The following is a 23,278-nucleotide window of genomic DNA, read 5'->3' as shown; positions in this document are numbered from 1 at the left end:
GAATTATAATAACATAAAACATCAAAGCCCAATAATTAAAAATTATTGGGCTTTTTTTACGCTTATTTTTGAAATTTTATTATTTAGACAGAATACAAATAAAGTATTTTATCGATAAAGTGTTCGATTTATTAGTTTAAATGTATTTTTTATTTATATTTGTCTATTAATTAACAAGATGCAACCTAACAATAAGTGTCGTTAATTAAACATTTAGTCAATTATAAGACCCCAAATATTATGAAACAACTGTACATTCATTCAGGGATTGCGCATGCCATAAGTGCAAATGTTAAAACTTTATTCTTAATTTTATTTCTATTATTCTCAATTAATGGGTTTACACAAACCACTATTTTCTCAGAAAATTTTGAAGGAGCTTCAGGTAGTCAGAATCCTATTGATGGCGGGTATTTAGGCTGGGATAATATTGAATTCGGAGGTTCAGATGATAATAAATGGTGGGTACTTAATAATACATATAGTGCTATTATTGGTGGCAATTACTCCATGGCAATTAGCCAAAACACACCAACTACAGCTTCACCTAGACCTCAATATAATAATAATGATCAAGAAAATATTGCAAGCTCTCCCCTAATTAATGCTACGGGTTATAATGCTATTACTTTAGATTTTAGATGGATTTGCCAAGGTGAAACCGGATATGATTATGGTCAAATTGCTTATTCTCTTGATGGTACTAATTGGACTATATTTGCTAACTCAGGTGCGTATGTAGGACAAAACACAACGCAAACCATTACAAACTTAGACATCTCAGAAGTGGATGGTCAACAATTTTATTTAGGATTTTATTGGCAAAATGATGGCTCTGTAAGGAATTACCCTAGTTTTATAGTTGATGATATTGTAGTAAAAGGGACAGCAGCAGTAGCTTGCTCCCAACCAACAGCTCAAGCTACAGGCTTAACATTTGGTTCGGTAACAGCAAACACAATAGCTGGAAGCTTTTCAGCAGCATCGCCTGCTCCAGATAACTATTTAATTTTAATGAACACGTCTGGCACAACACCTTCACCAGGTCCTGTAGATGGAAACACCTATGCAGTTGGTAATACCGTAAGTGGAGCCACGGTTGTAGATAACGATGGTAACACCAACTTTAATGCGACTGGTCTTGCTGCATCAACCACTTATTATTTCTTTATTTATAGTTTTAATAGTGCCTGTTCTGGCGGACCAGATTATTTAACATCATCGCCTTTAACTGGAAACCAAGCAACAAGCGCAGTAACGTATTGCACACCTTCTGTTGGTAGTGGTAATCAAAGTAGTTCATACTTACAGGAAGTCAGTTTTGTAGGTACATTAAACAATACCACAAATACATCTACCTATTCTAACTCTCCTAGAGGTTATCAGGATTTTACAGGATTAACAGATGTTAGTCAACAAGCACAAGGAGAAGGTGTGAATATATATGTAGAATTTGAAGGAGCTACTAACATGCATATTAAAGCATGGGTAGACTGGGATAGAAATGGTGTTTTTGGAAACACAGCTGCCGAAGAGATATACAACCCAGGTAGTAGTGCAGTAATAAATACAACCTTTGGTTTTATTATCCCATCTGGACAAGCTCTAGGAAATTACAGAGTACGCATTCGAGGAAGTGCCTATGGAGGAACATCTACTTTTGGACCATGCGGTAATCTAAATTATAATGGTGAAACCGAAGATTATTTATTCGAAGTAGTCCCTAATTGCACGAACATCATTACAGATATTGCCAATGGCGAGGCTTGTGGCAGCAACCAAACGGTAGATTTAGAATTTGAAGGTTCTGCTGGTGTAACGTCTTTTAGGGTGTATGCTAATAAAACAGGTGGCTCCCCATTATCTCCTGCCCCTACGTTTTCAACTCCTGGAGGCACGCCAACAGGCAATTGGACAACACCAAGCATCAGTACAACAACTAGTTATTGGGTTACTGCTGTTAATGGTTGCGAATCTTTAGCACGTAAAGAAATTGTGGCTAAAATAAATCCGGTAGCCACCTTAACGTTTACACCAAATACGCCAACCCTTTGTGGAGAAGATACCATTGTTGAAATAGCAGCTTCGGGAGATAAAGAAAGTATCATTCTATTAGATGAAGATTTTGAAGGTACTGGCTTAAGTACATTTACTCAGGTACAGCCAAATGTTACGGATGCTAGAACAGAATGGACACAACGCGCAAACACTTATATCCCTGTTGGAAGAACTTGGTATCCTGCCATTGCCTCTGGTTTAGGTGTCAATCACTTTGTTATGTCTAATTCAGATTTTTATACTGGAGTAGGTATCAATCTAGATAACGATTTAAGATCCCCTACGGTAACGACCACAGATTTTTTAAATTTATTTTTAGAATTTGACATGTATTATTCTGATTATTATGAGGTAACTAATGGAGATGGAGCAGTAGATGATGATTATGTAAGAATTAGAGTATCTGTGGATGGAGGTGCTTGGACTCAAGTAGAGCAATATGACGATGCAGATATTGGTGTGGGAACAGATTTTGAAACAAAAACAGTTGATTTATCGGCTCATGTGGGTCCTTCATTTAACACAATACGTGTATCGTTTTATTACCATTCCGAAGGATGGACTGATGGTGTTGCCATCGATAACATCAAAATATATGGTGAAAAACCGTTAGATTCAGCTTTCGATTGGACGACTACGGCAGATGCATACTCTGATGCGGCTGCAACTATTCCTTATATTTCTGGAACAAGTGCACCACTAGCAACTATTTATGTAAAACCAACACCAGCACAATTAGAGAATCAAAACTTTTCATTTACAGCTTCTGCCATTTTAAATAACGGATGTTCGGTTTCTACAGTAGTACCAATTAACAACAAAACAAAATATTTTAAAGGAACAAATAACAACTGGAACGATCCTGATAACTGGTTCCCAAATGGGGTGCCAAGCTCTGATAATTGTGTCATTATACCAGATACTTACAGAAGTATTATTAATGGTACAACAGATGGAGACGCTAGAAACGTCACAGTTAAAAATGGCGGAGAATTGTTTATTCAACCAAATGGCACCTTAACCATTGTTAATTTTTCCGATATTAGAACAGGAGGGCTTTTTGAAATCGAAAGCGGTGGTAGTTTAATCCAAATAGATCCTGTAATAAATACCGGTATTGGTGATGTTAAAAGAAATTCTGCCAATGTTCGAGATACAGATTATATTTACTGGACCTCACCTGTAGACGCGTTTGATCTTTCAGGAATTTCTTCTGGAACTCCTTATTATTACAGGTGGCAATGGATCCCTACGGTTGGAAGTAACACAAATGGCTTTGGAGATTGGACCTATGCCTCTGGAAACATGACTCTTGGTAAAGGTTATATTGTTCGTGCTGGAACTAATAATAGCGATAGCACAGCAGATACACCTGTAAATACAACGTTTAGAGGGGTATTTAACAATGGTAATATTAATACACCTATTGCAAGCGGCACCTATAATGGTGGTGACTACACGGGGCCTTCAGCTACTTTGGTTACAAGAAACGATGACAACTGGAACCTTATTGGGAACCCTTATCCATCAGCCATAGATGCTATAGCCTTTTTAAGTGCTAATCCAAATATTGAAGGAGCAGTCCATATTTGGACGCATGGCACACAAATCAACACAACAAATTTACCACCGTTCTATGAGGATTATGAATATAGTTATAATGTGAATGATTACGTTACTTATAATTCTTCTGGTTCCTCTTCGGGAGCTGGTACCTATGGTGGAAACATTGCTTCCGGACAAGGGTTTTTCGTCATGATGAATCATGGTGCTGCAGATGCAGATGTTAATTTCAACAATACCATGAGACATAAATCTTATGATAATGGTGAATTTTACAGAACCACTCAAACAAGAACTGAAAATGAGATTGAAAGACATAGAATTTGGTTAAGTATCATTTCACCAACCAATCAAACGGCTACTAGCCTAATTGGTTACATTGAAGGCGCTACACTTGCCAAAGACCGTATGTTTGATGCGTATGGATTAGAAAACAATGCTATGAATTTGTTTTCCTTAATAGATGAAGACCGTATGCTTATTCAAGGACGTCCTTTACCATTCAATACAGAAGACCAAGTGCCAATTGGTGCAGTAATTCCAGTAGCTGGTAACTATACCATCGCGATCCATAGTGTAGATGGTTTATTTGAAGATGAATCTCAAGATATTTTTCTTGAAGACTTAGAATTAAATATCATACATAATTTACGTAACCAACCGTACAGCTTTAATGCTGAAACTGGCGTATTAGATAACCGCTTTGTATTACGTTATAATAATAGTATTCTAAGTACAGAGGAATTTAATGATATTAAAGATTTAAGCATCACTGCACCTAAAAACAATTACATTAAAATAACCTCTGCTAAAGATGTTATAAAAGATGTTGTTGTGTATGATGTATTAGGAAGGGTGATTATTGACAATAAAAACATTCTTAAATCTGAAATGATCTTTAACGAGATTAAAAATCCTTCAGGAGCTTATATTGTTAAAGTGACACTAGCAAATGGACTTCAGAAAACTCAAAAAATCATTTTAAAATAACAATTAAAAATAGCTTATAAAATTCCAAAAAGACCTTGACTTTAAATAGTTAAGGTCTTTTTCATTGGTATAAGCTTCTCGTTCAAAAGAAATCTGTTTATAGGCAGCCTGCCAAGATTTAAATTGAAATAATCGAATAACAAACTCAATACCATAAATTAAAAAAAAGGGTAGAATTAATAATTCTAATTGCTGTCTTAGATGTATGCGTTCATGGTTCATTAAAACAGCATCACATTTTAAAGTCGCAGTCTTTAAAATCACAAAGGGAAAAATAGTAATTCCCAAATACCCCTTTGGAACCAAATATTTTGAAATGACAATCATAATTACAAGCTCTCAATAATCAATCCAATTAATTTATTTCAAAATTTGAAATTAAAATTAATAATGAAATCTACAAGCATTAAGTTTTAAAAATTTAGCAAGTTGAAGTCTTTCTTTATTAAAAAATGTATAGTTATTTTAGTGTGTGTTACACAAACAGAATACCGTATCGGCTGGCTATTGATATCTTATAGATACCCTATGGATGCAAGAGTATTTTCCTACATATTAAAAGAGGCACTGTTACGGTAATAAACAGAAACCAATTAAATAGACTGGCCATCCAAAAATCTATTTTCATATCTTTGTTTTATGAAAAAACTAGTTCCCATAGAAGAAGGCGATTTCTATCTTACACCAGAAGGTTATCGCTGTTTCACTGAACAATATCTTATTAAAAGAGGCTATTGCTGCGAAAGTGGATGCAGACACTGTCCTTATGGGTTCGACAATAAAAAACAATACTGAGTTTATGACATTTCAAGAGCAAATATTAGAAGGCATTCCATCTAACTTACCACAAGTAAAAACATACGACGCATCAATCAATCATGCACCTAAACGAAAGGATATTTTAACCGTTGAAGAAAAGAAATTAGCTATCCAAAATGCTCTTCGCTATTTCGATGCAAAGCATCATAAAACGTTACTCCCAGAATTTAAAAGTGAATTAGAAACTTATGGAAGAATCTATATGTATCGCTTTCGTCCAGATTATAAAATATATGCAAGACCTATAGAAGCATATCCTGCAAAATCTAAACAAGCTGCTGCCATCATGCTCATGATTCAAAATAACTTAGATCATGCAGTAGCGCAACATCCTCACGAATTGATTACTTATGGTGGCAATGGTGCTGTGTTTTCAAATTGGGCGCAATATAGATTAACCATGAAGTATCTTGCCGAAATGAACGATGAACAGACATTAGCCATCTACTCTGGACATCCAATGGGCTTATTTCCTTCTCACAAAGATGCACCTCGTGTTGTAGTTACAAACGGTATGATGATTCCTAACTACACCAAACCAGACGATTGGGAAAAATTCAATGCATTAGGAGTCACACAGTATGGGCAAATGACAGCAGGAAGCTATATGTATATTGGACCTCAAGGTATTGTTCATGGCACCACCATCACGGTTTTAAATGGTTTCAGAAAAATAAAAAAAACACCTAAAGGCAATCTATTTGTAACATCAGGCTTAGGTGGTATGAGTGGTGCACAACCAAAAGCCGGAAATATTGCTGGTTGTATTACGGTTTGTGCCGAAGTAAATCCGAAGATTACTCAAGTAAGATTAGATCAAGGTTGGATTGACGAAAAAATATCTGATTTAGATGCATTAGTCGCTAGAGTTAATAAAGCCAAAATTGAAAAAGAAACAGTTTCTATCGCTTATTTAGGAAATATAGTTGACGTCTGGGAAAAATTCGATCAAGAAAATCTCTTTATCGATTTAGGAAGCGACCAAACATCTCTTCACAACCCTTGGGCTGGTGGTTATTATCCTGTTGGTATTTCTTTTGAAGAAGCCAACGACATGATGGCCAATAATCCAACACTTTTTAAAGAGAAAGTGCAGGAAACTCTACGTCGTCATGCAAAAGCTATTAATAAACATACGGCAAGAGGTACCTATTTTTTCGATTATGGCAATGCGTTTTTATTAGAAGCTTCAAGAGCTGGGGCAGATGTCATGTCTGAAAACCCAAGTATAGGCAGAGAATTTAAATACCCAAGTTATGTACAGGACATTATGGGACCAATGTGTTTCGATTATGGCTTTGGTCCTTTCCGTTGGGTCTGTACCTCTGGAAAACCAGAAGACCTAGCCAAAACAGATGCGATTGCCTGCGCCGTTTTAGAAAATATTAAAAAACATTCGCCACAAGAAATCCAACAGCAAATGTCTGATAATATCCAGTGGATAAAAGGTGCTCAAGAAAACAAATTAGTGGTAGGCTCTCAAGCTAGGATTCTATATGCTGATGCTGAGGGTCGAATGAAAATTGCCGAAGCATTTAATAATGCTATTGCAAAAGGAGACATTGGTTACGTTGTGTTAGGCCGTGATCATCATGATGTTTCTGGTACAGATTCACCCTATAGAGAAACAAGTAATATTTATGATGGTTCACGTTTTACTGCAGATATGGCTATTCAAAATGTCATTGGAGATAGCTTTAGAGGAGCCACTTGGGTAAGCATCCATAACGGTGGTGGCGTTGGCTGGGGAGAAGTTGTAAATGGTGGATTTGGTATGGTTCTTGATGGTAGTAAAGATGCGGAAAGACGCTTAAAATCGATGCTCTTCTGGGATGTAAACAATGGCATCTCTAGACGAAGTTGGGCTAGAAATAATGAAGCTATTTTTGCCATTAAAAGAGCTATGGAAGTAGAACCAAACTTAAAAGTAACACTCCCTAACTTAGTTGATGAAAGTTTACTAAACTCGTTTTAACTTAAAAAATGTTACTATGAAAAAAATAAAAAAACCTCGCAATCAAGTATATAATCTATTTATTGCGAATTTTAAAAACATGTCTAAATATGCTATTCTAACAATATTTACTGTAAGCTTATTTTCCTGTGTTTCAGTAAATGTGGCTTCAGATTATGACAGACAAGCAAATTTTTCTGAATTCAAAACCTTTGCTTTTTATAAAAATGGCATAGACAAAGCCGAAATAAACGATCTTGATAAACGTCGAATTTTAAGAGCTATCGAATCTGAAATGCTCGCAAAAGGCTTTACTAAATCTGAAACTCCAGATTTGTTGGTGAGCATCTTTACCAAATCAAGAGAAAAAGTGAATGTTCAAAATTCTGGCTTTTATCCTTATGGTTATGGTTGGGGTTGGAGTCCTTATTATTGGGGAAATTACAACACTGTAACCACTTCAACGGAAGGCATCTTATATGTAGACTTAATTGATGCTAATAAAAAAGAATTGGTGTGGCAAGGTGTTGGTACAGGTTATTTAAGTAAGAACATCAATAAAAAAGAAGAGCGTATAAAGGAATTTGTTGCTGCAATTATGGCGAAATATCCTCCAGGTTCTGAGGATAAATAAATAAAAAAAGCGACTCATAGAGTCGCTTTTTTTTAATATAAAGTATAATTACTTTTTATCTTTCACTAAAGAAGATTGATATGTTCTAAATTGTTCTGGAGTTAAAATCTTTTTAAAACTCTCTTCTACTCTTTCATTAACAGTTCTATTACCTTCCTGTCTAAGTTTATCTGCGTCTGGCCTTTTGTTTAATTCTTGTCTATTTTGTTGAGCATCTACTAATACTTTAAAAATAGCACTTTGTTGCTCTCCTGTTAAACTAACAAGTTCGTGTAATTGGTAAGTTTGCTGTTTTGCAATAGCTTCAGGACTTTGTTGTTTTTCTGCAGATTGTGCTGAAGAAAATTGTGTCCCAATAAAAAATAAAGCTAAAATGCTTAAAAATGAAATGTATTTTTTCATGATAATGTTCGTTATGTTAGTTATTAAAAAAATAAATATACAAAAATTATCAATATACACTTATTCATTTAATGATATCTCTCTTAAAATTTTTAGCCCTTCAATAATATTTTTTTACTCTATTTATAAACTAAAAGTAAAAAAGCTTTAAAAATCAGAATATTAAGTTACCTTTGCAACTTAATTAAATAAATTATTATTATGAGTACTGGTACAGTAAAATTTTTTAATGACTCTAAAGGTTTTGGATTCATAACAGAAGAAGGAAACAACAAAGAGCATTTCGTGCACATTTCAGGTCTAATCGATGAGGTTAGAGAAGGTGACACAGTTGAATTCGATTTAACAGAAGGTAAAAAAGGCCTAAACGCAATAAACGTAAAAGTAATCTAAGAAGATTTACTTTTAAACTTTTAAAAAGAGCCTATCATAAATATGATAGGCTCTTTGCTTTTATTACTATTAAAAATAAATAGTTTTTTAATTATTCCATTTCAGAATCGGCGTCTTCTTTGACTTTTATTTTTGTATCGCCATCATCACCTTCTTTAATTTTCACCTTTTTATCTTCAGTTTCCATTTTTATTTTGGTATCATTGACGCGATCTTTTACTTCAATATCTGCATCGTTAGCTTGCATTTCTTCTATTAATTCTTCCTTTTGAGTTTTATTTTCATCTCTACAAGATGTAAATGCAACAGTTATAAGTAATAGAAAGATTATTCTATAAAATAAAGTTTTCATGATTTAATGTTTTTAAATTAATAATACTCAAAATTATAAAAACCTATAAATCATATTAACTCTAAATCAAATAATACTAACTGATATGCTAAATCAAAGTAAAGAACCCTCTATTCCTTCACTTTTAATACTTTAGAACCATTTCAATCTTTGATTTTACTTTTTCTGTTGAAGGTATCATCGTTTGTTCTAAAGTGGCATTTAATGGAATTGCTGGCATATTTTCACTACCAATTGTCGTTACTGGGGCATCCAAATATTTAAAGCATACTTCTTGAATTTTTCCTGCCAAAGCTCTAGCAAAACTATTGTTGCTTGGCTCTTCTGTTACCACTAAACATTTTCCAGTTTTCTTAACCGATTTCATAATCGTTTCTTCATCTAAAGGACATAAGGTTCGTAAATCAATCACTTCAATTTGATCTTTCATTCCGAGTTCTTCTGAAGCATTCATAGCCCAATGCACTCCCATTCCATAAGAAATTATAGTAATGGTCTCAACATCTTCTTGTTTCCAAATCTCTTGTAACACCCATGCTTTACCAAAAGGCAATACATAATCTTCTCCTGGTTCAACCGAAGTTGCTCCTTGCGTTCCAGGAACTTTAGACCAATAAAGACCTTTATGTTCTAGAATGACAACTGGATTAGGATCATAATAAGCAGCTTTCATCAGGCCTTTTAAATCGGCTCCATTACTTGGATACGCTATTTTAATCCCTCGAATATTGGTAATCACACTTTCTACAGACGACGAATGATAAGGCCCTCCACTTCCGTAAGCTCCGATTGGAACACGAAGTATCATACTAACTGGCCACTTTCCATTACTTAAATAACAACTTCTACTAACTTCAGTAAACAATTGATTTAATCCAGGCCATATATAATCTGCAAACTGAACCTCAACAATGGGTTTTAATCCAACAGCACTCATACCAACGGTAGAGCCAACAATAAATGCTTCCTGGATGGGTGTATTAAACACTCTGTCGTCTCCAAACTTTTGTGCTAAAGTGGCCGCTTCTCTAAACACGCCTCCAAGTCTTCCTCCTACATCTTGTCCGTAAAGCAAACACTCTTTGTGCTTTTTCATGAGCTCTTCAACAGCAAACAAGGCACAATCTACCATGACTACTTTTTCTGCTCCTTCCGGAGAACGAACTCCTAGCTCTTCTGTGATAGGTGTTGGAACAAAATCGTTTGTAAATAAATCTTCAGGTTTTGGATCTTCAGCTTTTAGAGCCTTTTCAAAATCTGATTTCACTTTAGCTCTTGCGGATTTTTCTATATTTTCAACTTCTTTTTCAGTAAACCCATAATCTAATAACTGTTTCTTTAAAACTGGGTAAGGATCTCTTGATTTAGCTTCTTCTAAATCGTCACGATACCACTCCATTCTAACTCCAGAAGTGTGGTGATTTAATAAGGGTACTTTAGCGTGTACTAAAAATGGACGACGTTCTTTTCTTATGGTTTCTATTACTTTTTGAACAGCTTCATAACTTTCAGTAAAGTTGGCACCATCTATAGAAATCGCTTCTAAACCATTGAATCCTCTAGCATACTCAAAAGCATCTTGTGCTCTGGTTTCAGCTGCATTAGCAGAAATATCCCAACCATTATCCTGTACCAAGAATATAATTGGCATTTGCTTTAAAGCTGCCATTTGGAAAGCTTCGGAGACCTCACCTTCAGTGACAGAAGCATCCCCTAAGGAACAAACCACTAAAGGTAAATCCTTTAATGTTTTATCATCTAAACCTTGTAGTTCTTTGTATTGCATGCCCATCGCAACACCTGTAGCAGGAATGGCTTGCATACCGGTTGCAGATGATTGATGTGGAATTTTTGGCTTATCGGCATCCTTCAAACTTGGATGACAATAATAAGTTCTACCACCAGAAAACGGATCATTTTTTTTGGCTAATAATTGCAACATTAAATCATAAGGCTCTAAACCAAATGAAAGTAACATAGCATCGTCTCGATAATATGGAAACGCATAATCCTGAGGTAATAATTGCATCCCTAATGCAATCTGAATAGCCTCATGACCTCTTGAAGTGGCATGCACATATTTTGAAACCTGCTTAAAATTAGCTTCGTATAATTCTGCCATTGCTTTCGCTGTACAGAGTTTTAAAAATCCTTTTTCTAATATATCTTTTTTCATTAAACTAACTCTTTTTTAACCTTAGTCATCCAATTGAATGTGTCCTCAACTCTACCTGTTTTAATATCATTTAAAGTATTATTCACTTCTAATCCAACAGGACTTTCATCAGATACATGAATGGTTTCTCCTTCTAATCCAATATTTTGAATATAAGCAATCCCAACAGCCGTTCCAGTTCCAAAGGCTTCTTCTAAAGTGTTGTTTTTTGAAGCTTCAATAACCTCATCGATTGTGATGGCACGTTCAATAACTTCATATCCTTTATCTTTTAAAATATCAATAACACTCATTCGTGTGATACCATCTAAAATAGAACCATCGCGTTTTGGTGTGATAAATTTACCATCTATTTTAAAGAAAATATTCATAGTTCCAACTTCTTGGATATACTTATGTTCTACAGCATCTAACCATAAAACCTGATCATAACCTTTAGCTTTTGCTAATTCAGTAGGACGAATTGCTGCTGCATAATTTCCAGCTGCTTTTGCTTCTCCTGTACCTCCATTAGCTGCTCGTATATATTGCTTTTCTGCCCAAAGCTTGATACGTTTACTAAAAAAAGGACCAGCTGGCGATGCCATAATAATAAACTTATAATGGGTTGCTGCTCGCATCCCAATAAAAGGTTCATCTGCATACATAAAAGGTCTTAAATACAATGCGCTTCCATCTGTTGGAGGAATCCAACTTCGTTCTAAATCTACTAACTGCTTCAAACCTACTACAAATAAATCTTCAGGAAAATGAGGCATTCCCATTCTATCTGCACTGAAATTTAATCGTGCTGCATTTTTATTTGCTCTAAATAACATCGGGTTCCCATTGGCATCTACAGTCGCTTTCATCCCTTCAAAAATGGCTTGTCCATAATGTAAAGCCATAGCTGCTGGATGTGTAGGAATGAATGCTAATGGTTCTATTCTTGGATTTGTCCATTGACCATGTTCATAATCGCAAATAAACATGTGGTCTGTAAATGTGGTTCCTAATGGAATGTTGTTGAAATCGATGTTTTCAACTTTTGATTTTTCTACTTTGGTAATTAAAATGTTTTGCTTCATAATTTTATCTTTACGTCAGTTCGTGTGAATTTGCTTTTTACAATTTCGTATCGAGAACCTTAGATACTTCTCGATACAATTTGTTCGTGCTTCATAAATCACCCTAAGTGACGTTATATTTTTCTATTGATATCAAACTGCTCGAAATAATCAGCTACACGTCTCACAAAACTTCCTCCTAAAAAGCCATCAACCACTCGGTGGTCAAAGGACAAGGATAAATACATCATACTTCTAATAGCAATTTCATCTCCTTTTTCAGTTGTAATTACTTCAGGTCTTTTTTTAATAATTCCCAAAGCTAAAATGGCTACTTCTGGTTGATTGATGATGGGTGTTCCCATAACGCTTCCAAAGGTTCCTACATTTGATATTGTGAAGGTGCTTCCTTTTATATCGTCACCTCCCAGTTTATTCTCTCTGGCTTTATTAGCTAATTCATTAACATTTGCTGCTAAAGATTTCAAATCTTTGGCATCTGCATTTCTCACAACAGGAACGATTAAGTTACCACTAGGTAAAGCTGTTGCCATACCTATATTTATATCTTCTTTTACAATAATGTTATTACCATCAACAGAGGCATTGATATTAGGAAAATCCTTAACGGCTTTTGCAACCGCTTCTACAAATAAAGGTGTGAATGTTAAACGCTCTCCATGTTTTTCCTGAAAGGCTTTTTTATTGGCATTTCGCCAGTTTACCATATTTGTAAGATCAGCTTCCACATAGGCAGTCACATGAGGTGATGTGTGTTTTGAATACACCATATGATCAGCAATCATTTGACGCATTCTGTCCATCTCAATCACCTTCCCCTTGCCTTTATCGAAACTTAATTGTGGAATTCTATAAGCTGTTGGATCTTGTGTTACTGGTTGTGCGAATTTAAACGGTCTGCCTTCTTCAATATAATTAAACACATCACTTTTACGTAATCGGCCTTCATTACCTGTTGCAGGAATTCGGGCTAATTCTTCAAAACTAATATGGTACTCTTTTGCTATTTTGATGATTAATGGTGAAAAGAAAGTGTTGGAATTTGAAACCGAAAATGAATTCGAGGTTAAAGATTCTGAGGCTGGTTTCAATCTTTTTGATACCTTCTTCTTTCGTTGAGATTCTTCGCTTTCGCTCTGAATGACAGTGTCTTTTTTTGAAGATTTTAATTCTTCTGAAATCTCAAGTACTGCAATTACTTCACCTACAGGTACAACATCTTTAGCCTGGAACATGGTTTTTACCAATGTTCCTGAAGCTGGTGCAGGAACTTCATTATCTACTTTATCGGTTGCGACTTCTAGGATGATATCTCCTTCTTCAAAAGAATCTCCTTCAGAAATCAACCAATTGATAATTGTTCCCTCTGTAATACTTTCACCCATTTTGGGCATTCTTAATTCGAATTTCGACATTTTTATATTTCAATTTCGTCGGTTCGAGTGAAATTGCATTTTGCAATTTTGTATCGAGAACTTTTTTACTTCTCGATACAATCTCGAAAAAAATCGAGATCACTCGAAGTGACGTTAAAATTATTTTTTCATAAAATCACGAAGTGTTTTATAAACATCTTCTTGTATTTTCATATTCTCTGGAACCTCTCTTAAAGGTTCAACTTCTTTTAAACTCTCATGACAATCAGCTGGTAATTGTTGGTACAATTGTGTGCCTTTTGTTTTCCATGCAATCATGTCATCACTTACTTCTTTAATAATCTTTGCCGGATTCCCAACGACTAAACTTCTTTTAGGAATTTTAGTTTCTGCTTTCACAAATGCCATGGCTCCTACAATACTTTCATCACCAATTTCAGCATCGTCCATGATAACTGTATTCATTCCAATCAGGCAATTTCTACCCAGATTTGCACCATGAATAATCGCTCCATGGCCAACATGAGCGCTTTCTTTAAGCGTGATGGATTTTCCTGGAAACATATGTACCGTACAATTTTCTTGGACATTAACGCCATCTTCTAAAATGATTTGTCCCCAATCGCCACGAATAGCAGCACCTGGGCCAATGTAACAGTTTTTGCCTATGATGACATTTCCTGTTACTGCTGCCAAGGGGTGCACAAAACTAGACTCGTGAACCACTGGTGTGTAGCTTTTAAAACGGTAAATCATTATTTAAAACCCTTTAATTTTTCCTTTGTAAACTCACTTAACACCAAGCGACCACTTATAGCTGCACGTTCGGCTAGTAATGAGCCCCAGTCTTCTGTTCCTTGCCAAAAAATGGCTTTCATTTCTTTCATGGCTTCAACATTATATGAGCATAAGTTTTCAGCAAACTCTTTTACTGCTTCATCTAATGCTTCAGTTGTGTCGTAAACTTGTGTAAACAACCCTTTTTGTTTTGCCCATTCTGCTGAATAAAACGTATTCGCATCGATAGCTATTTGTGACATACCTGTCAATCCAATTTTACGTTCTATGGCAGGGCCAACTACAAAAGGTCCAATTCCAACATTTAATTCGCTTAACTTGATGGCAGCAAATTTTGTTGCCATACAATAATCGGTTGAAGCAGCTAAACCAACACCTCCTCCAACGGTCTTTCCTTGAATGCGTCCAATAATGAATTTCGGACATTTACGCATGGCATTAATAACATTTGCAAAACCAGAAAAGAACACTTTTCCAGTAGCTTCATCATTAATATTAATCAATTCTTTAAAACTGGCTCCAGCACAAAACGTTCTGTCTTTACCACTTTTAAGAACAATGACTTTAATAGCATTGTTTTTTCCAGCATCTGTAATAGTTTGCGCTAATTTTGCTAATAAATCTCCAGGCAAGGAATTATGAGCAGGATGAAAAAACTCAATATATCCCACTTCATTATTTATTTTCAACTTAACATATGGGTCACTCATATTCTATTTAATTTCTTAATTATTTATATTAATCCGAATTGCTCAAAATGATGATTTAGATGTTTTCTTTCCAATAAATAGGACTCATACCTATTTAATTCTCCAAAAACGAGATTCTTCAATTTTGCATCAGGGTGTTCTGTAAAATATTCTAAATATGTTTCTCTTTGAGCTTTAAACTTTTCAATAGCTGTTGCTAAATCTGAATGCTTCAAAGCATCTAATGTGTTTTTCTCTAATTGAGGAAATTGAGAGTTTTTAGGAAACTTATCATAATTCCATAAACTATTATGCACTTTCTCTAAAATCTTTTCTGGCGTTGCAATTTCAAAATCCTGAATCTCTCCTGAAGCAATTTTATAAGTATATTCTAGATGCTCAATCATGTGCTGAGGCGTCATAATTCCCCATTTTGGTTTTATATCTTCAGTTAATTTTGAAAGACATTCATTGATTTTATCTTCAGTCATTTCAATAAAAACCTCTTGCTTTTTCTGTACCATTGTTAAGATGGTTGCAAAAGCCACTAGTTCGTCATTTAAAGCATCAAACACCTCAACATACCATTTCACAATCCCACTTGGATGTTCTGCAGAAGCGACATCACGATCGACTTTTTGTTTACAAGTGAGTCTTACATAAACGGTGTCATTATGATATAAGGGACGAAGGAAACGACATTCTTCCAACCCGTAATTCGCTGCTACAGGTCCTTTATTTGGGTACACAAATAATCCTGCTGCTGCCGAAATAATGAAATATCCATGAGCTGTCCTTTTTTCAAAAATACTTCCGTCTAACGACGTGATATCTGTATGTGCATAAAAATGATCCCAGGTCAGATTGGCAAAGTTGATGATGTCTGTATCAGTAAAAGTTCGGTTATGCGTTTTAAGCGACATACCTGGCTGAATGTCTTCCCAATGGTATTTAAAAGGATGTTGTTCAGCTTCTTTATACTCAGCATTTTGCTGATAAATCCCTGTAATTTCAGTTAAAGTTGTAGGCGAACCTTGAATGGCAGTACGCTGTAAATAATGCTTAATGCCACGCATACCTCCCATTTCTTCTCCACCTCCAGCACGTCCGGGACCACCATGGACTAAGTTTGGCAATGGCGAACCATGACCCGTACTTTCCTTAGCCATATCACGATTAATCACTAAAATTCGTCCATGATGACTAGCAGCATTAATAACATAATCTTTAGCAATCTTATCGTCATTTGTTGCAATGGAAGACACTAATGACCCTTTACCCATTTGAGCTAAGGTAATTGCTTCGTCTAAATTTTTATAAGGCATGATAGTACTTACTGGACCAAAAGCTTCCGTCTCGTGAACGGCTAAATTTGTAAATGGATGATCTTCACGAAGTAATATTGGTGCTAAAAAAGCACCTTTTTTAGCATCGGCTCCAAGGGTTTCAATTTTATCTAAATCGCCATAAACAATACTTGCTGTTTTTGCTAATTCCTGAACACGATCTCTTACTTCTGTTACTTGGTCTTTGCTTACTAAAGCTCCCATTCTTACTTCTTTAAGACGAGGGTCTCCAATAGTGATTTTATCTAATGCTTTTCCTAAAGCTATTTGAACATCTTCAACACGATCTTGGGGCACAATAATTCTACGAATCGCTGTACATTTTTGACCACATTTTACAGTCATTTCATTTCTGACTTCTTTGATAAACAAGTCAAATTCTGGTGTTCCAGGAACGGCATCTTCACCCAAAACGGATGCATTTAAGGAATCTGCTTCCATATTAAATGGCACAGATTCTTCAATGATACGTTTATGAGATTTTAATAATCTACCTGTTGTTGCCGAACCTGTAAAGGTTACGACATCCTGTGATTCTACTGTATCTAAAATACTTCTTGCTGAGCCTGTAATTAATTGTAATGCGCCTTCAGGCAAAATACCTGAGGCAATAATTTCTCGAACCACTGCTTCTGTTAAAAACGACGTGTTAGTTGCAGGTTTGACAACAGCAGGAACACCTGCCATCCAATTCGTAGCACATTTTTCTAACATGCCCCAAACAGGGAAATTAAACGCGTTGATATGAATAGCAACTCCTCGTTTTGGCACCATAATATGATGAGCCATAAAACGACCACCACGAGACAAGTCGATAGCATCTCCTTCTACATGATAAGACTGATTAGGAAACAACTTTCTTAAAGATGCATTCGCAAACAAATTTCCAAAACCTCCTTCAATATCAATCCAACTATCTATTTTAGTTGCTCCAGTTCTATAACTTAATTCGTAAAAAGCTGCTTTCCTTTTAGTCAAATATAAAGCCAGACTCTTCAGCATGTTACCACGTTCCTGAAAAGTCATTTTACGCAGTTTGTCTCCTCCTTTAGTTCTTCCATATTGAAGGATTTCTCCAAAGTCTAATCCTTCTGTATCAGAAAGCCCTACAATTTCTCCGGTAATGGCATCGAACATAGGAACGCCTTCTCCTTGCCCCTCTAACCAATGTCCTGTAACGTAATTTTGTAATTTATTCATAATTAAACTCTTTCAATTATTGCAGCATAACCTTGACCGACTCCAATACACATGGTAACCAAAGCATAACGTTTATTTTGTTCTTTCAGTTCTAAAGCTGCAGAATATGTAGTTCTAGCACCTGTAACGCCAAGTGGATGACCAATAGCGATGGCACCTCCATTAGGGTTTAATCTCGGGTCGTTATCTTCCAAACCCCAAGCTCTTGTGCAAGCCAAAGCTTGTGCCGCAAAAGCTTCATTTAATTCGATAACATCCATATCGTCCATGGTCAAACCTGCTTTTTCTAAAGCTTTATTTGAGGCTTCTACAGGACCAATCCCCATAATTCTTGGCTCGACACCAACAACAGCTGAACTTACTATTCTAGCTAAGGGTTTTAGATTGTATTTTTTTACAGCATCTTCAGAAGCAATAATGGTTACTGCTGCTCCATCGTTTAATCCTGAAGAGTTACCTGCAGTCACGCTTCCACCTTCTGCTTTAAAGGCACCTCTTAATTTAGCAAGAACCTCTAACGATGTTGTAGGTTTTACAAACTCATCTTTTGAAAATTGTATTGGGTCTTTTTTACGTTGGGGAATCTCAACCGTAATAATTTCTTTTGCTAAACGACCATTTTCTTGTGCTTTGGCAGCTTTCATTTGGCTCCAATAGGCAAATTTATCTTGATCTTCACGAGAGATATTGTATTTCTCAACGAGATTTTCAGCTGTTTGTCCCATCCCATCTGTACCATACATTTTTTCCATTTTCGGATTGATAAATCGCCATCCAAAACTTGAATCGTACATTTTAGCATCCGTTCCAAATCCTTTTGAAGGTTTCGCAATTACGTATGGCCCACGTGTCATATTTTCTACACCGCCTGAAATAAACACGTCTCCATCTCCAGCTTTTATAGCTCTATTGGCATGAATAATTGCCGATAATCCCGAGCTACATAAGCGATTAACGGTTTCTCCTGGAACACTAAAAGGCAAACCAGCTAAAAGCGAAGCCATTCTAGCCACGTTCCGATTATCTTCACCAGCTTGATTGGCACATCCCAAAATTACATCATCGTAAGCATCGCTTGGGATATTTAGATTTCGTTTTACAATTTCTTTAATTACTAAAGCTGCTAAATCATCTGTTCTAACAGCTGACAATGTGCCTTGATAATTTCCTATTGGTGTTCTAACACCATCAATAATATATGCTTCTTTCATGATAACTTGTTCTAATTTAAAATTGCAGAAAACGTATCTCCCTGTCTGATATCTCCTGAGTTATACCCTTTCATAAACCACTCCATACGTTGCTCTGAAGTTCCATGAGTGAAACTGTCAGGTCTAACGTCTCCTTGAACGCGTCTTTGAATGGCATCATCTCCAACAGCATTAGCGGCACTTAAGGCTTCTTCAACGTCACCAGCTTCTAAATACTTCTGATTATGATGTGCCCAAACACCTGCATAAAAATCTGCCTGAAGCTCCTGTGCTACAGAAAGTTTATTGGCTTCTACTTTATTTGTTTGTTGTTGTAATTGCCTCACTTTTTGTGAGGTTCCTAATATGGTTTGAATGTGATGGCCAATCTCGTGTGCTGTTACGTAAGCGATTGCGAAATCGCCACCTTGAGCACCAAAACGTGTTTTTAGCTCTTCAAAAAACGTTAAATCCATATATAATTTTTGATCTCCTGGACAATAAAATGGTCCTGAGGCGGAACTAGCATTTCCACAGGCCGTAGAAACTGCATTTGTAAATAACACCATAGTTGGCTCTTTGTAATTTCCAAGGTTATTTTCACGAAAAACCTGATTCCAAACATCTTCAGTATCTGCTAAAACAGTAGCCACAAAGTCTCCCACTTCTTTTTCTTGATCTGAGAGTTCCCTCTGTTGAACTTGTTGTGTACTCTGACCTTGATTCATTTGCTCAATGATTGGCGCTATTTGTTGTCCAGTTTCACCTCCAAAAAGTTGTAAAAGTATTACTACAACTGCTATTAAACCTCCACCAGCTACAAGCTTTCCTTTTGAGCCCATACCTCTTCGATCTTCTAAATTATCGCTTTTTCTTCTACCTTGCCATTTCATAATTACACTTTTTATTTATGTTTTTTATTCTAGCCAATCTTTATTTGTTCTATAAACCACGCCTTTAAATAAAGCGACAAGTTCTTCATCTCTTTTAACTTCAATAATATTGAAGCCTAATTTGTTTTTCACATTTTCAATGACTGATTCTGCCACGATATAATCTCCTTCATTTAATGCTTCTATATGATTGATACTAGTTTCAATGGAAACGGCATATTTGCCATGAGTATTAGCAGCAAAACCGAAAGCTGTATCTGCTAAAGAATAGCTAATGCCTCCATGAGCTTTGTTCATACTGTTTAGCATTTCCTTTCTAATGGTCAATCCAACTTTACATCGTCCAATTTCGCATTCAAGAATCTCAATACCTAACCAAGTGCTGTAAGCATCTTGACTTAACATCTTATATGGAATTTGTTCGCCTTTCATTTAAAAAAAGGTTTTATTTTCTCTATTCATTTTACGCAATAATGGACTACAACGATATCTATCTTCATGATATTCATTATATAACTCGTCTAATTTTGAAACACACCAATCAATCCCTTTTTCGTCTGCCCAAGCCAATAATCCTTTTGGATAGTTAACACCTTTAGTCATGGCATTGTCGATATCTTCAGCTGATGCGATGTTTAAAAATAAGGCATCTGCTGCTTCGTTGATGAGCATCACTAAAACACGATCAAATATTTTTTGAGCTAAATCTTTATCTTCCTTTGGTTGTAGTAGTTTTGCTCCTTCAGAATAATCATAATATCCTTTTCCAGATTTACGTCCTAAGTAACCTGCTTCAGCAAAACGTTTCTGAGTAAATGCTGGTTTATATCTTGGATCGAAATAGAAAGCCGTAAACACCGTTTCTGTGACTGTGTAATTGACGTCGTTTCCTATAAAATCCATAAGTTCGAATGGCCCCATTCTGAAACCTCCTAAAGTTTTTAAACTATGATCAATCGTTGCGAAATCGGCAAAACCTTCTTCATAAATTCGTAAAGCTTCTCCGTAAAATGGTCTAGCAACACGATTGACAATAAAGCCAGGAGTATCTTTTGCTACAGCAACCACTTTCTTCCAATCTGAAATTATATTTACTGATTTATCAAGAACTTCTTTTGATGTTTGAATCGCAGGAATAACCTCAACCAGCTTCATTAAAGGAGCTGGATTGAAAAAATGGATTCCGATACAACGTTCTGGTTTTTGTAATGAAGAAGCAATAGAGGCTATTGACAAACTAGAGGTGTTTGATGCAATGACACAATCATCAGCTACATAGCTTTCTAATTCTGAAAATACTTTTTTCTTTATCTCAATATTTTCAATGATGGCTTCGATTGTTAGATTTGAATCTGCTAAATCTTTTAAAGTATCTACATAAGAAATGTTACTTTGAATTCTTGCTTTTTCGACCTCATCAATTCGTCCTTTTTCAACTAGACGTGCTAATATTTTTTCTAAAGTTGTTTTTGCTTTATCCAGTGCTGCTTGATTGGTGTCGTATAGTTTCACTTTGCAACCAGAAGTTGCAGCTACTTGTGCGATGCCACTTCCCATGGTTCCAGAACCGATAATTCCTACGTTCATATTTTAAATCTATTGTTATGAAATCCTGAAACATGTTCAGGATGACGTTTCTATATTATCTTGTTCTCGATACAAAATTGCTAAAAAGCAATTTCACTCGAACTGACGTTTTTAATTCCCTTTAAAATTTGGCTTACGTTTTTCTATAAATGCAGCTACACCTTCGGCATAATCTTCACTTTGTGCTGCTTCTATTTGTAATTTAGATTCTAAAGCTAATTGTGCTTCTAGATCATTTGTCATGGATTGATTAAATAACTCTTTAATCATTCCTAATGCTTTTGTTGGCATGTTTGCCAATTTTATAGCTAGTTTATTGACATCTTCTTCAAAACTTTCTAATGGAATAACCTTATAAATCATTCCCATTTTTTCGGCTTCTTCAGCACCTATTTTATCTCCTAACATGGCTAATGCTAATGCTTTTTGGAATCCGATAAGTCTAGGCAAGAAGAACGTTCCTGCACTATCTGGAACTAAACCTATTAAACTAAAAGCTTGAATGAAGCTCACTTTTTCATGTGCAACTACAATATCGCATGCTAAAGCAATATTAGCTCCTGCTCCTGCAGCAACACCATTAACGGCTCCAATAATTGGTTTTTTAATATTTCTAATTCGTGTGATTATTGGATTATAATGTTCTTCCAGTATTTTTTTAAATCCTGGGTTTAATTCTGGATCTGTTACTTCTTTTAAGTCCTGACCAGCACAGAATGCTTTTCCATTTCCTGTTAATACTATGGCTCTAACATCATCATTTTTTTCACATGCATCTAATGTATCGTGAAGTAAAAATGCCATTTCACGATTAAAACTATTAAACACTTCTGGTCTGTTAAGTGTGATATATGCAACTTTATTTTCTATTTTTAGTTCTATTGAACTCATATTATTCTGGTAATTTAAAATAAGGGTTATAAATAATGCCAATGATGTTATTCCAAGGGTCGAAGACACTAGCAACCATGAGTTCGCCTCCTACATTATTTGGTTCTTCATGTTTAGTGGCTCCCAAATTTAATAGATGTTCATAGGTTTTTTGAATATCTTCAACTCCCCAATATGATAGTATATTTTCTCCTTTTTGAATTTGCTCTTCCTCAGGAAGCAACCCTAATTCGTAGCCTTGAATATTAAACCCAACATAAAAAGATTCATCAAAATAAGGCTCGATTTTGAATGCTTTTACATACCAAGCTTTTGCTTCTGATAAATTATTGACTTTATATATGGTTGTTCTTAATCCTAACATTATTTAAGACATTTAAAATAATCAAAGGGTTCTTGACAATCATTACACTGAAATTGTGCTTTACATGCTGTTGAACCAAACTGACTTACTAATCGTGTGTTTGTTGAACCACAATTGGTACATTTCACTAATTTCTTATTCCCTAAAAGTGCCTCTTTATCAGCTTCTGCATCTAAAGGGGCTGCAATACCATAATCTTCCAGAGCTTTTCTACCTCTTGGCGTAATCCAATCGGTTGTCCAAGCTGGAGCTAGAATTAATTCAATTTCTGAACTGTATCCTGCTTCTTTTAAGGCCGCTTTAATATCATCACCAATGACATCCATTGCGGGACAACCACTATATGTTGGTGTAATTTGAACTTTTACATAATTATTTTCAATAACAGCCGAACGTACAACTCCCATATCCATAATAGACAATACTGGAATTTCCGGATCTGAAACTTGCTCCAGAATTGGAATTAGAATTTGATCGATATGTTGTTTTTCTGCTATCATATTTATTTGAAACTGAACTTGAAGATGAAAATGAAT

General features: G+C 35.5%; 21 protein-coding genes. 5 read left to right on the top strand and 16 right to left on the bottom strand.

Annotation, left to right across the window (positions count from 1 at the left end; translation table 11 throughout):
- The first annotated feature begins 240 nt into the window (after positions 1 to 240).
- Positions 241 to 4,611 (top strand): GEVED domain-containing protein, encoded by a 4,371-nt coding sequence (locus ACI5KZ_RS00660; RefSeq protein ID WP_406846585.1) that lies wholly within the window; start codon positions 241 to 243, stop codon positions 4,609 to 4,611.
- Between the two features lie 3 nt (positions 4,612 to 4,614).
- Here the strand turns inward: ACI5KZ_RS00660 and ACI5KZ_RS00655 are convergent, their stop codons facing one another.
- A complete protein-coding gene (locus ACI5KZ_RS00655; protein ID WP_109307602.1) occupies positions 4,615 to 4,938 on the bottom strand; it encodes a hypothetical protein in 324 nt (107 codons plus the stop codon).
- Positions 4,939 to 5,250: 312 nt separating this feature from the next.
- Between ACI5KZ_RS00655 and ACI5KZ_RS00650 the strand changes: the two genes are divergently transcribed.
- From ACI5KZ_RS00650 to ACI5KZ_RS00640, 3 genes are all read left to right on the top strand, one after another.
- On the top strand, positions 5,251 to 5,406 hold the full coding sequence (locus ACI5KZ_RS00650; protein WP_165815763.1) for a DUF5522 domain-containing protein: 156 nt from the start codon (positions 5,251 to 5,253) through the stop codon (positions 5,404 to 5,406).
- Positions 5,407 to 5,410: 4 nt separating this feature from the next.
- Positions 5,411 to 7,405 (top strand): urocanate hydratase, encoded by a 1,995-nt coding sequence (locus tag ACI5KZ_RS00645; protein WP_406846584.1) that lies wholly within the window; start codon positions 5,411 to 5,413, stop codon positions 7,403 to 7,405.
- A gap of 79 nt (positions 7,406 to 7,484) precedes the next feature.
- A complete protein-coding gene (locus tag ACI5KZ_RS00640; protein ID WP_406846810.1) occupies positions 7,485 to 8,018 on the top strand; it encodes a DUF4136 domain-containing protein in 534 nt (177 codons plus the stop codon).
- 48 nt (positions 8,019 to 8,066) lie between these two features.
- Here the strand turns inward: ACI5KZ_RS00640 and ACI5KZ_RS00635 are convergent, their stop codons facing one another.
- Entirely contained in the window at positions 8,067 to 8,420 is a 354-nt protein-coding gene (locus ACI5KZ_RS00635; protein ID WP_109307600.1) for a hypothetical protein, read from the bottom strand.
- A 201-nt stretch (positions 8,421 to 8,621) separates the two neighbouring features.
- On the opposite strand from ACI5KZ_RS00635, the gene ACI5KZ_RS00630 reads away from it, so the two are divergent.
- On the top strand, positions 8,622 to 8,813 hold the full coding sequence (locus tag ACI5KZ_RS00630) for a cold-shock protein (RefSeq protein ID WP_109307599.1): 192 nt from the start codon (positions 8,622 to 8,624) through the stop codon (positions 8,811 to 8,813).
- Between the two features lie 91 nt (positions 8,814 to 8,904).
- Here ACI5KZ_RS00630 and ACI5KZ_RS00625 read toward each other — a convergent pair whose 3' ends face one another.
- From ACI5KZ_RS00625 to paaD, 14 genes are all read right to left on the bottom strand, one after another.
- A complete protein-coding gene (locus tag ACI5KZ_RS00625) occupies positions 8,905 to 9,165 on the bottom strand; it encodes a hypothetical protein (protein ID WP_109307598.1) in 261 nt (86 codons plus the stop codon).
- A gap of 124 nt (positions 9,166 to 9,289) precedes the next feature.
- A complete protein-coding gene (locus tag ACI5KZ_RS00620) occupies positions 9,290 to 11,341 on the bottom strand; it encodes a thiamine pyrophosphate-dependent enzyme (RefSeq protein ID WP_406846583.1) in 2,052 nt (683 codons plus the stop codon).
- Entirely contained in the window at positions 11,341 to 12,408 is a 1,068-nt protein-coding gene (locus tag ACI5KZ_RS00615; RefSeq protein ID WP_109307596.1) for a branched-chain amino acid aminotransferase, read from the bottom strand. Before ACI5KZ_RS00615 ends, ACI5KZ_RS00620 begins: the two co-directional genes overlap by 1 nt.
- Before the next feature lie 113 nt (positions 12,409 to 12,521).
- A complete protein-coding gene (locus ACI5KZ_RS00610) occupies positions 12,522 to 13,823 on the bottom strand; it encodes a dihydrolipoamide acetyltransferase family protein (protein WP_109307595.1) in 1,302 nt (433 codons plus the stop codon).
- A gap of 120 nt (positions 13,824 to 13,943) precedes the next feature.
- Complete coding sequence (locus tag ACI5KZ_RS00605; RefSeq protein WP_109307594.1) at positions 13,944 to 14,540, bottom strand: transferase hexapeptide repeat family protein; 597 nt, start codon at positions 14,538 to 14,540, stop codon at positions 13,944 to 13,946.
- On the bottom strand, positions 14,540 to 15,292 hold the full coding sequence (locus tag ACI5KZ_RS00600) for an enoyl-CoA hydratase/isomerase family protein (protein WP_109307593.1): 753 nt from the start codon (positions 15,290 to 15,292) through the stop codon (positions 14,540 to 14,542). The genes ACI5KZ_RS00605 and ACI5KZ_RS00600 overlap by 1 nt, the downstream gene beginning before the upstream one ends.
- 23 nt (positions 15,293 to 15,315) lie before the next feature.
- Positions 15,316 to 17,817, bottom strand: a complete 2,502-nt coding sequence (gene paaZ / locus ACI5KZ_RS00595) for a phenylacetic acid degradation bifunctional protein PaaZ (RefSeq protein ID WP_109307592.1) — start codon at positions 17,815 to 17,817, stop codon at positions 15,316 to 15,318.
- A 2-nt stretch (positions 17,818 to 17,819) separates the two neighbouring features.
- Positions 17,820 to 19,028, bottom strand: a complete 1,209-nt coding sequence (pcaF, locus tag ACI5KZ_RS00590) for a 3-oxoadipyl-CoA thiolase (RefSeq protein WP_406846582.1) — start codon at positions 19,026 to 19,028, stop codon at positions 17,820 to 17,822.
- A gap of 11 nt (positions 19,029 to 19,039) precedes the next feature.
- A complete protein-coding gene (locus ACI5KZ_RS00585; protein WP_109307590.1) occupies positions 19,040 to 19,900 on the bottom strand; it encodes a neutral zinc metallopeptidase in 861 nt (286 codons plus the stop codon).
- A 24-nt stretch (positions 19,901 to 19,924) separates the two neighbouring features.
- On the bottom strand, positions 19,925 to 20,332 hold the full coding sequence (locus ACI5KZ_RS00580; protein ID WP_109307589.1) for a PaaI family thioesterase: 408 nt from the start codon (positions 20,330 to 20,332) through the stop codon (positions 19,925 to 19,927).
- Positions 20,333 to 21,487 (bottom strand): 3-hydroxyacyl-CoA dehydrogenase NAD-binding domain-containing protein, encoded by a 1,155-nt coding sequence (locus ACI5KZ_RS00575; RefSeq protein WP_109307588.1) that lies wholly within the window; start codon positions 21,485 to 21,487, stop codon positions 20,333 to 20,335. It abuts the gene before it with no gap.
- Positions 21,488 to 21,598: 111 nt separating this feature from the next.
- Positions 21,599 to 22,378, bottom strand: coding sequence for an enoyl-CoA hydratase-related protein (locus tag ACI5KZ_RS00570; RefSeq protein WP_109307587.1), 780 nt, complete (start codon positions 22,376 to 22,378; stop codon positions 21,599 to 21,601).
- A gap of 1 nt (position 22,379) precedes the next feature.
- Positions 22,380 to 22,742 carry a VOC family protein gene (locus tag ACI5KZ_RS00565; protein WP_109307586.1) on the bottom strand — a complete coding sequence of 121 codons (363 nt, stop codon included), beginning with the start codon at positions 22,740 to 22,742 and terminating at the stop codon, positions 22,380 to 22,382.
- Positions 22,742 to 23,242 (bottom strand): 1,2-phenylacetyl-CoA epoxidase subunit PaaD, encoded by a 501-nt coding sequence (gene paaD / locus ACI5KZ_RS00560; RefSeq protein ID WP_109307585.1) that lies wholly within the window; start codon positions 23,240 to 23,242, stop codon positions 22,742 to 22,744. Before paaD ends, ACI5KZ_RS00565 begins: the two co-directional genes overlap by 1 nt.
- Between the last annotated feature and the right edge of the window lie 36 nt (positions 23,243 to 23,278).

This window comes from Xanthomarina sp. GH4-25 (genome assembly GCF_045363175.1).
Lineage (GTDB): Bacteria > Bacteroidota > Bacteroidia > Flavobacteriales > Flavobacteriaceae > Xanthomarina.
This window is presented reverse-complemented; position numbering and strand designations above follow the sequence as displayed.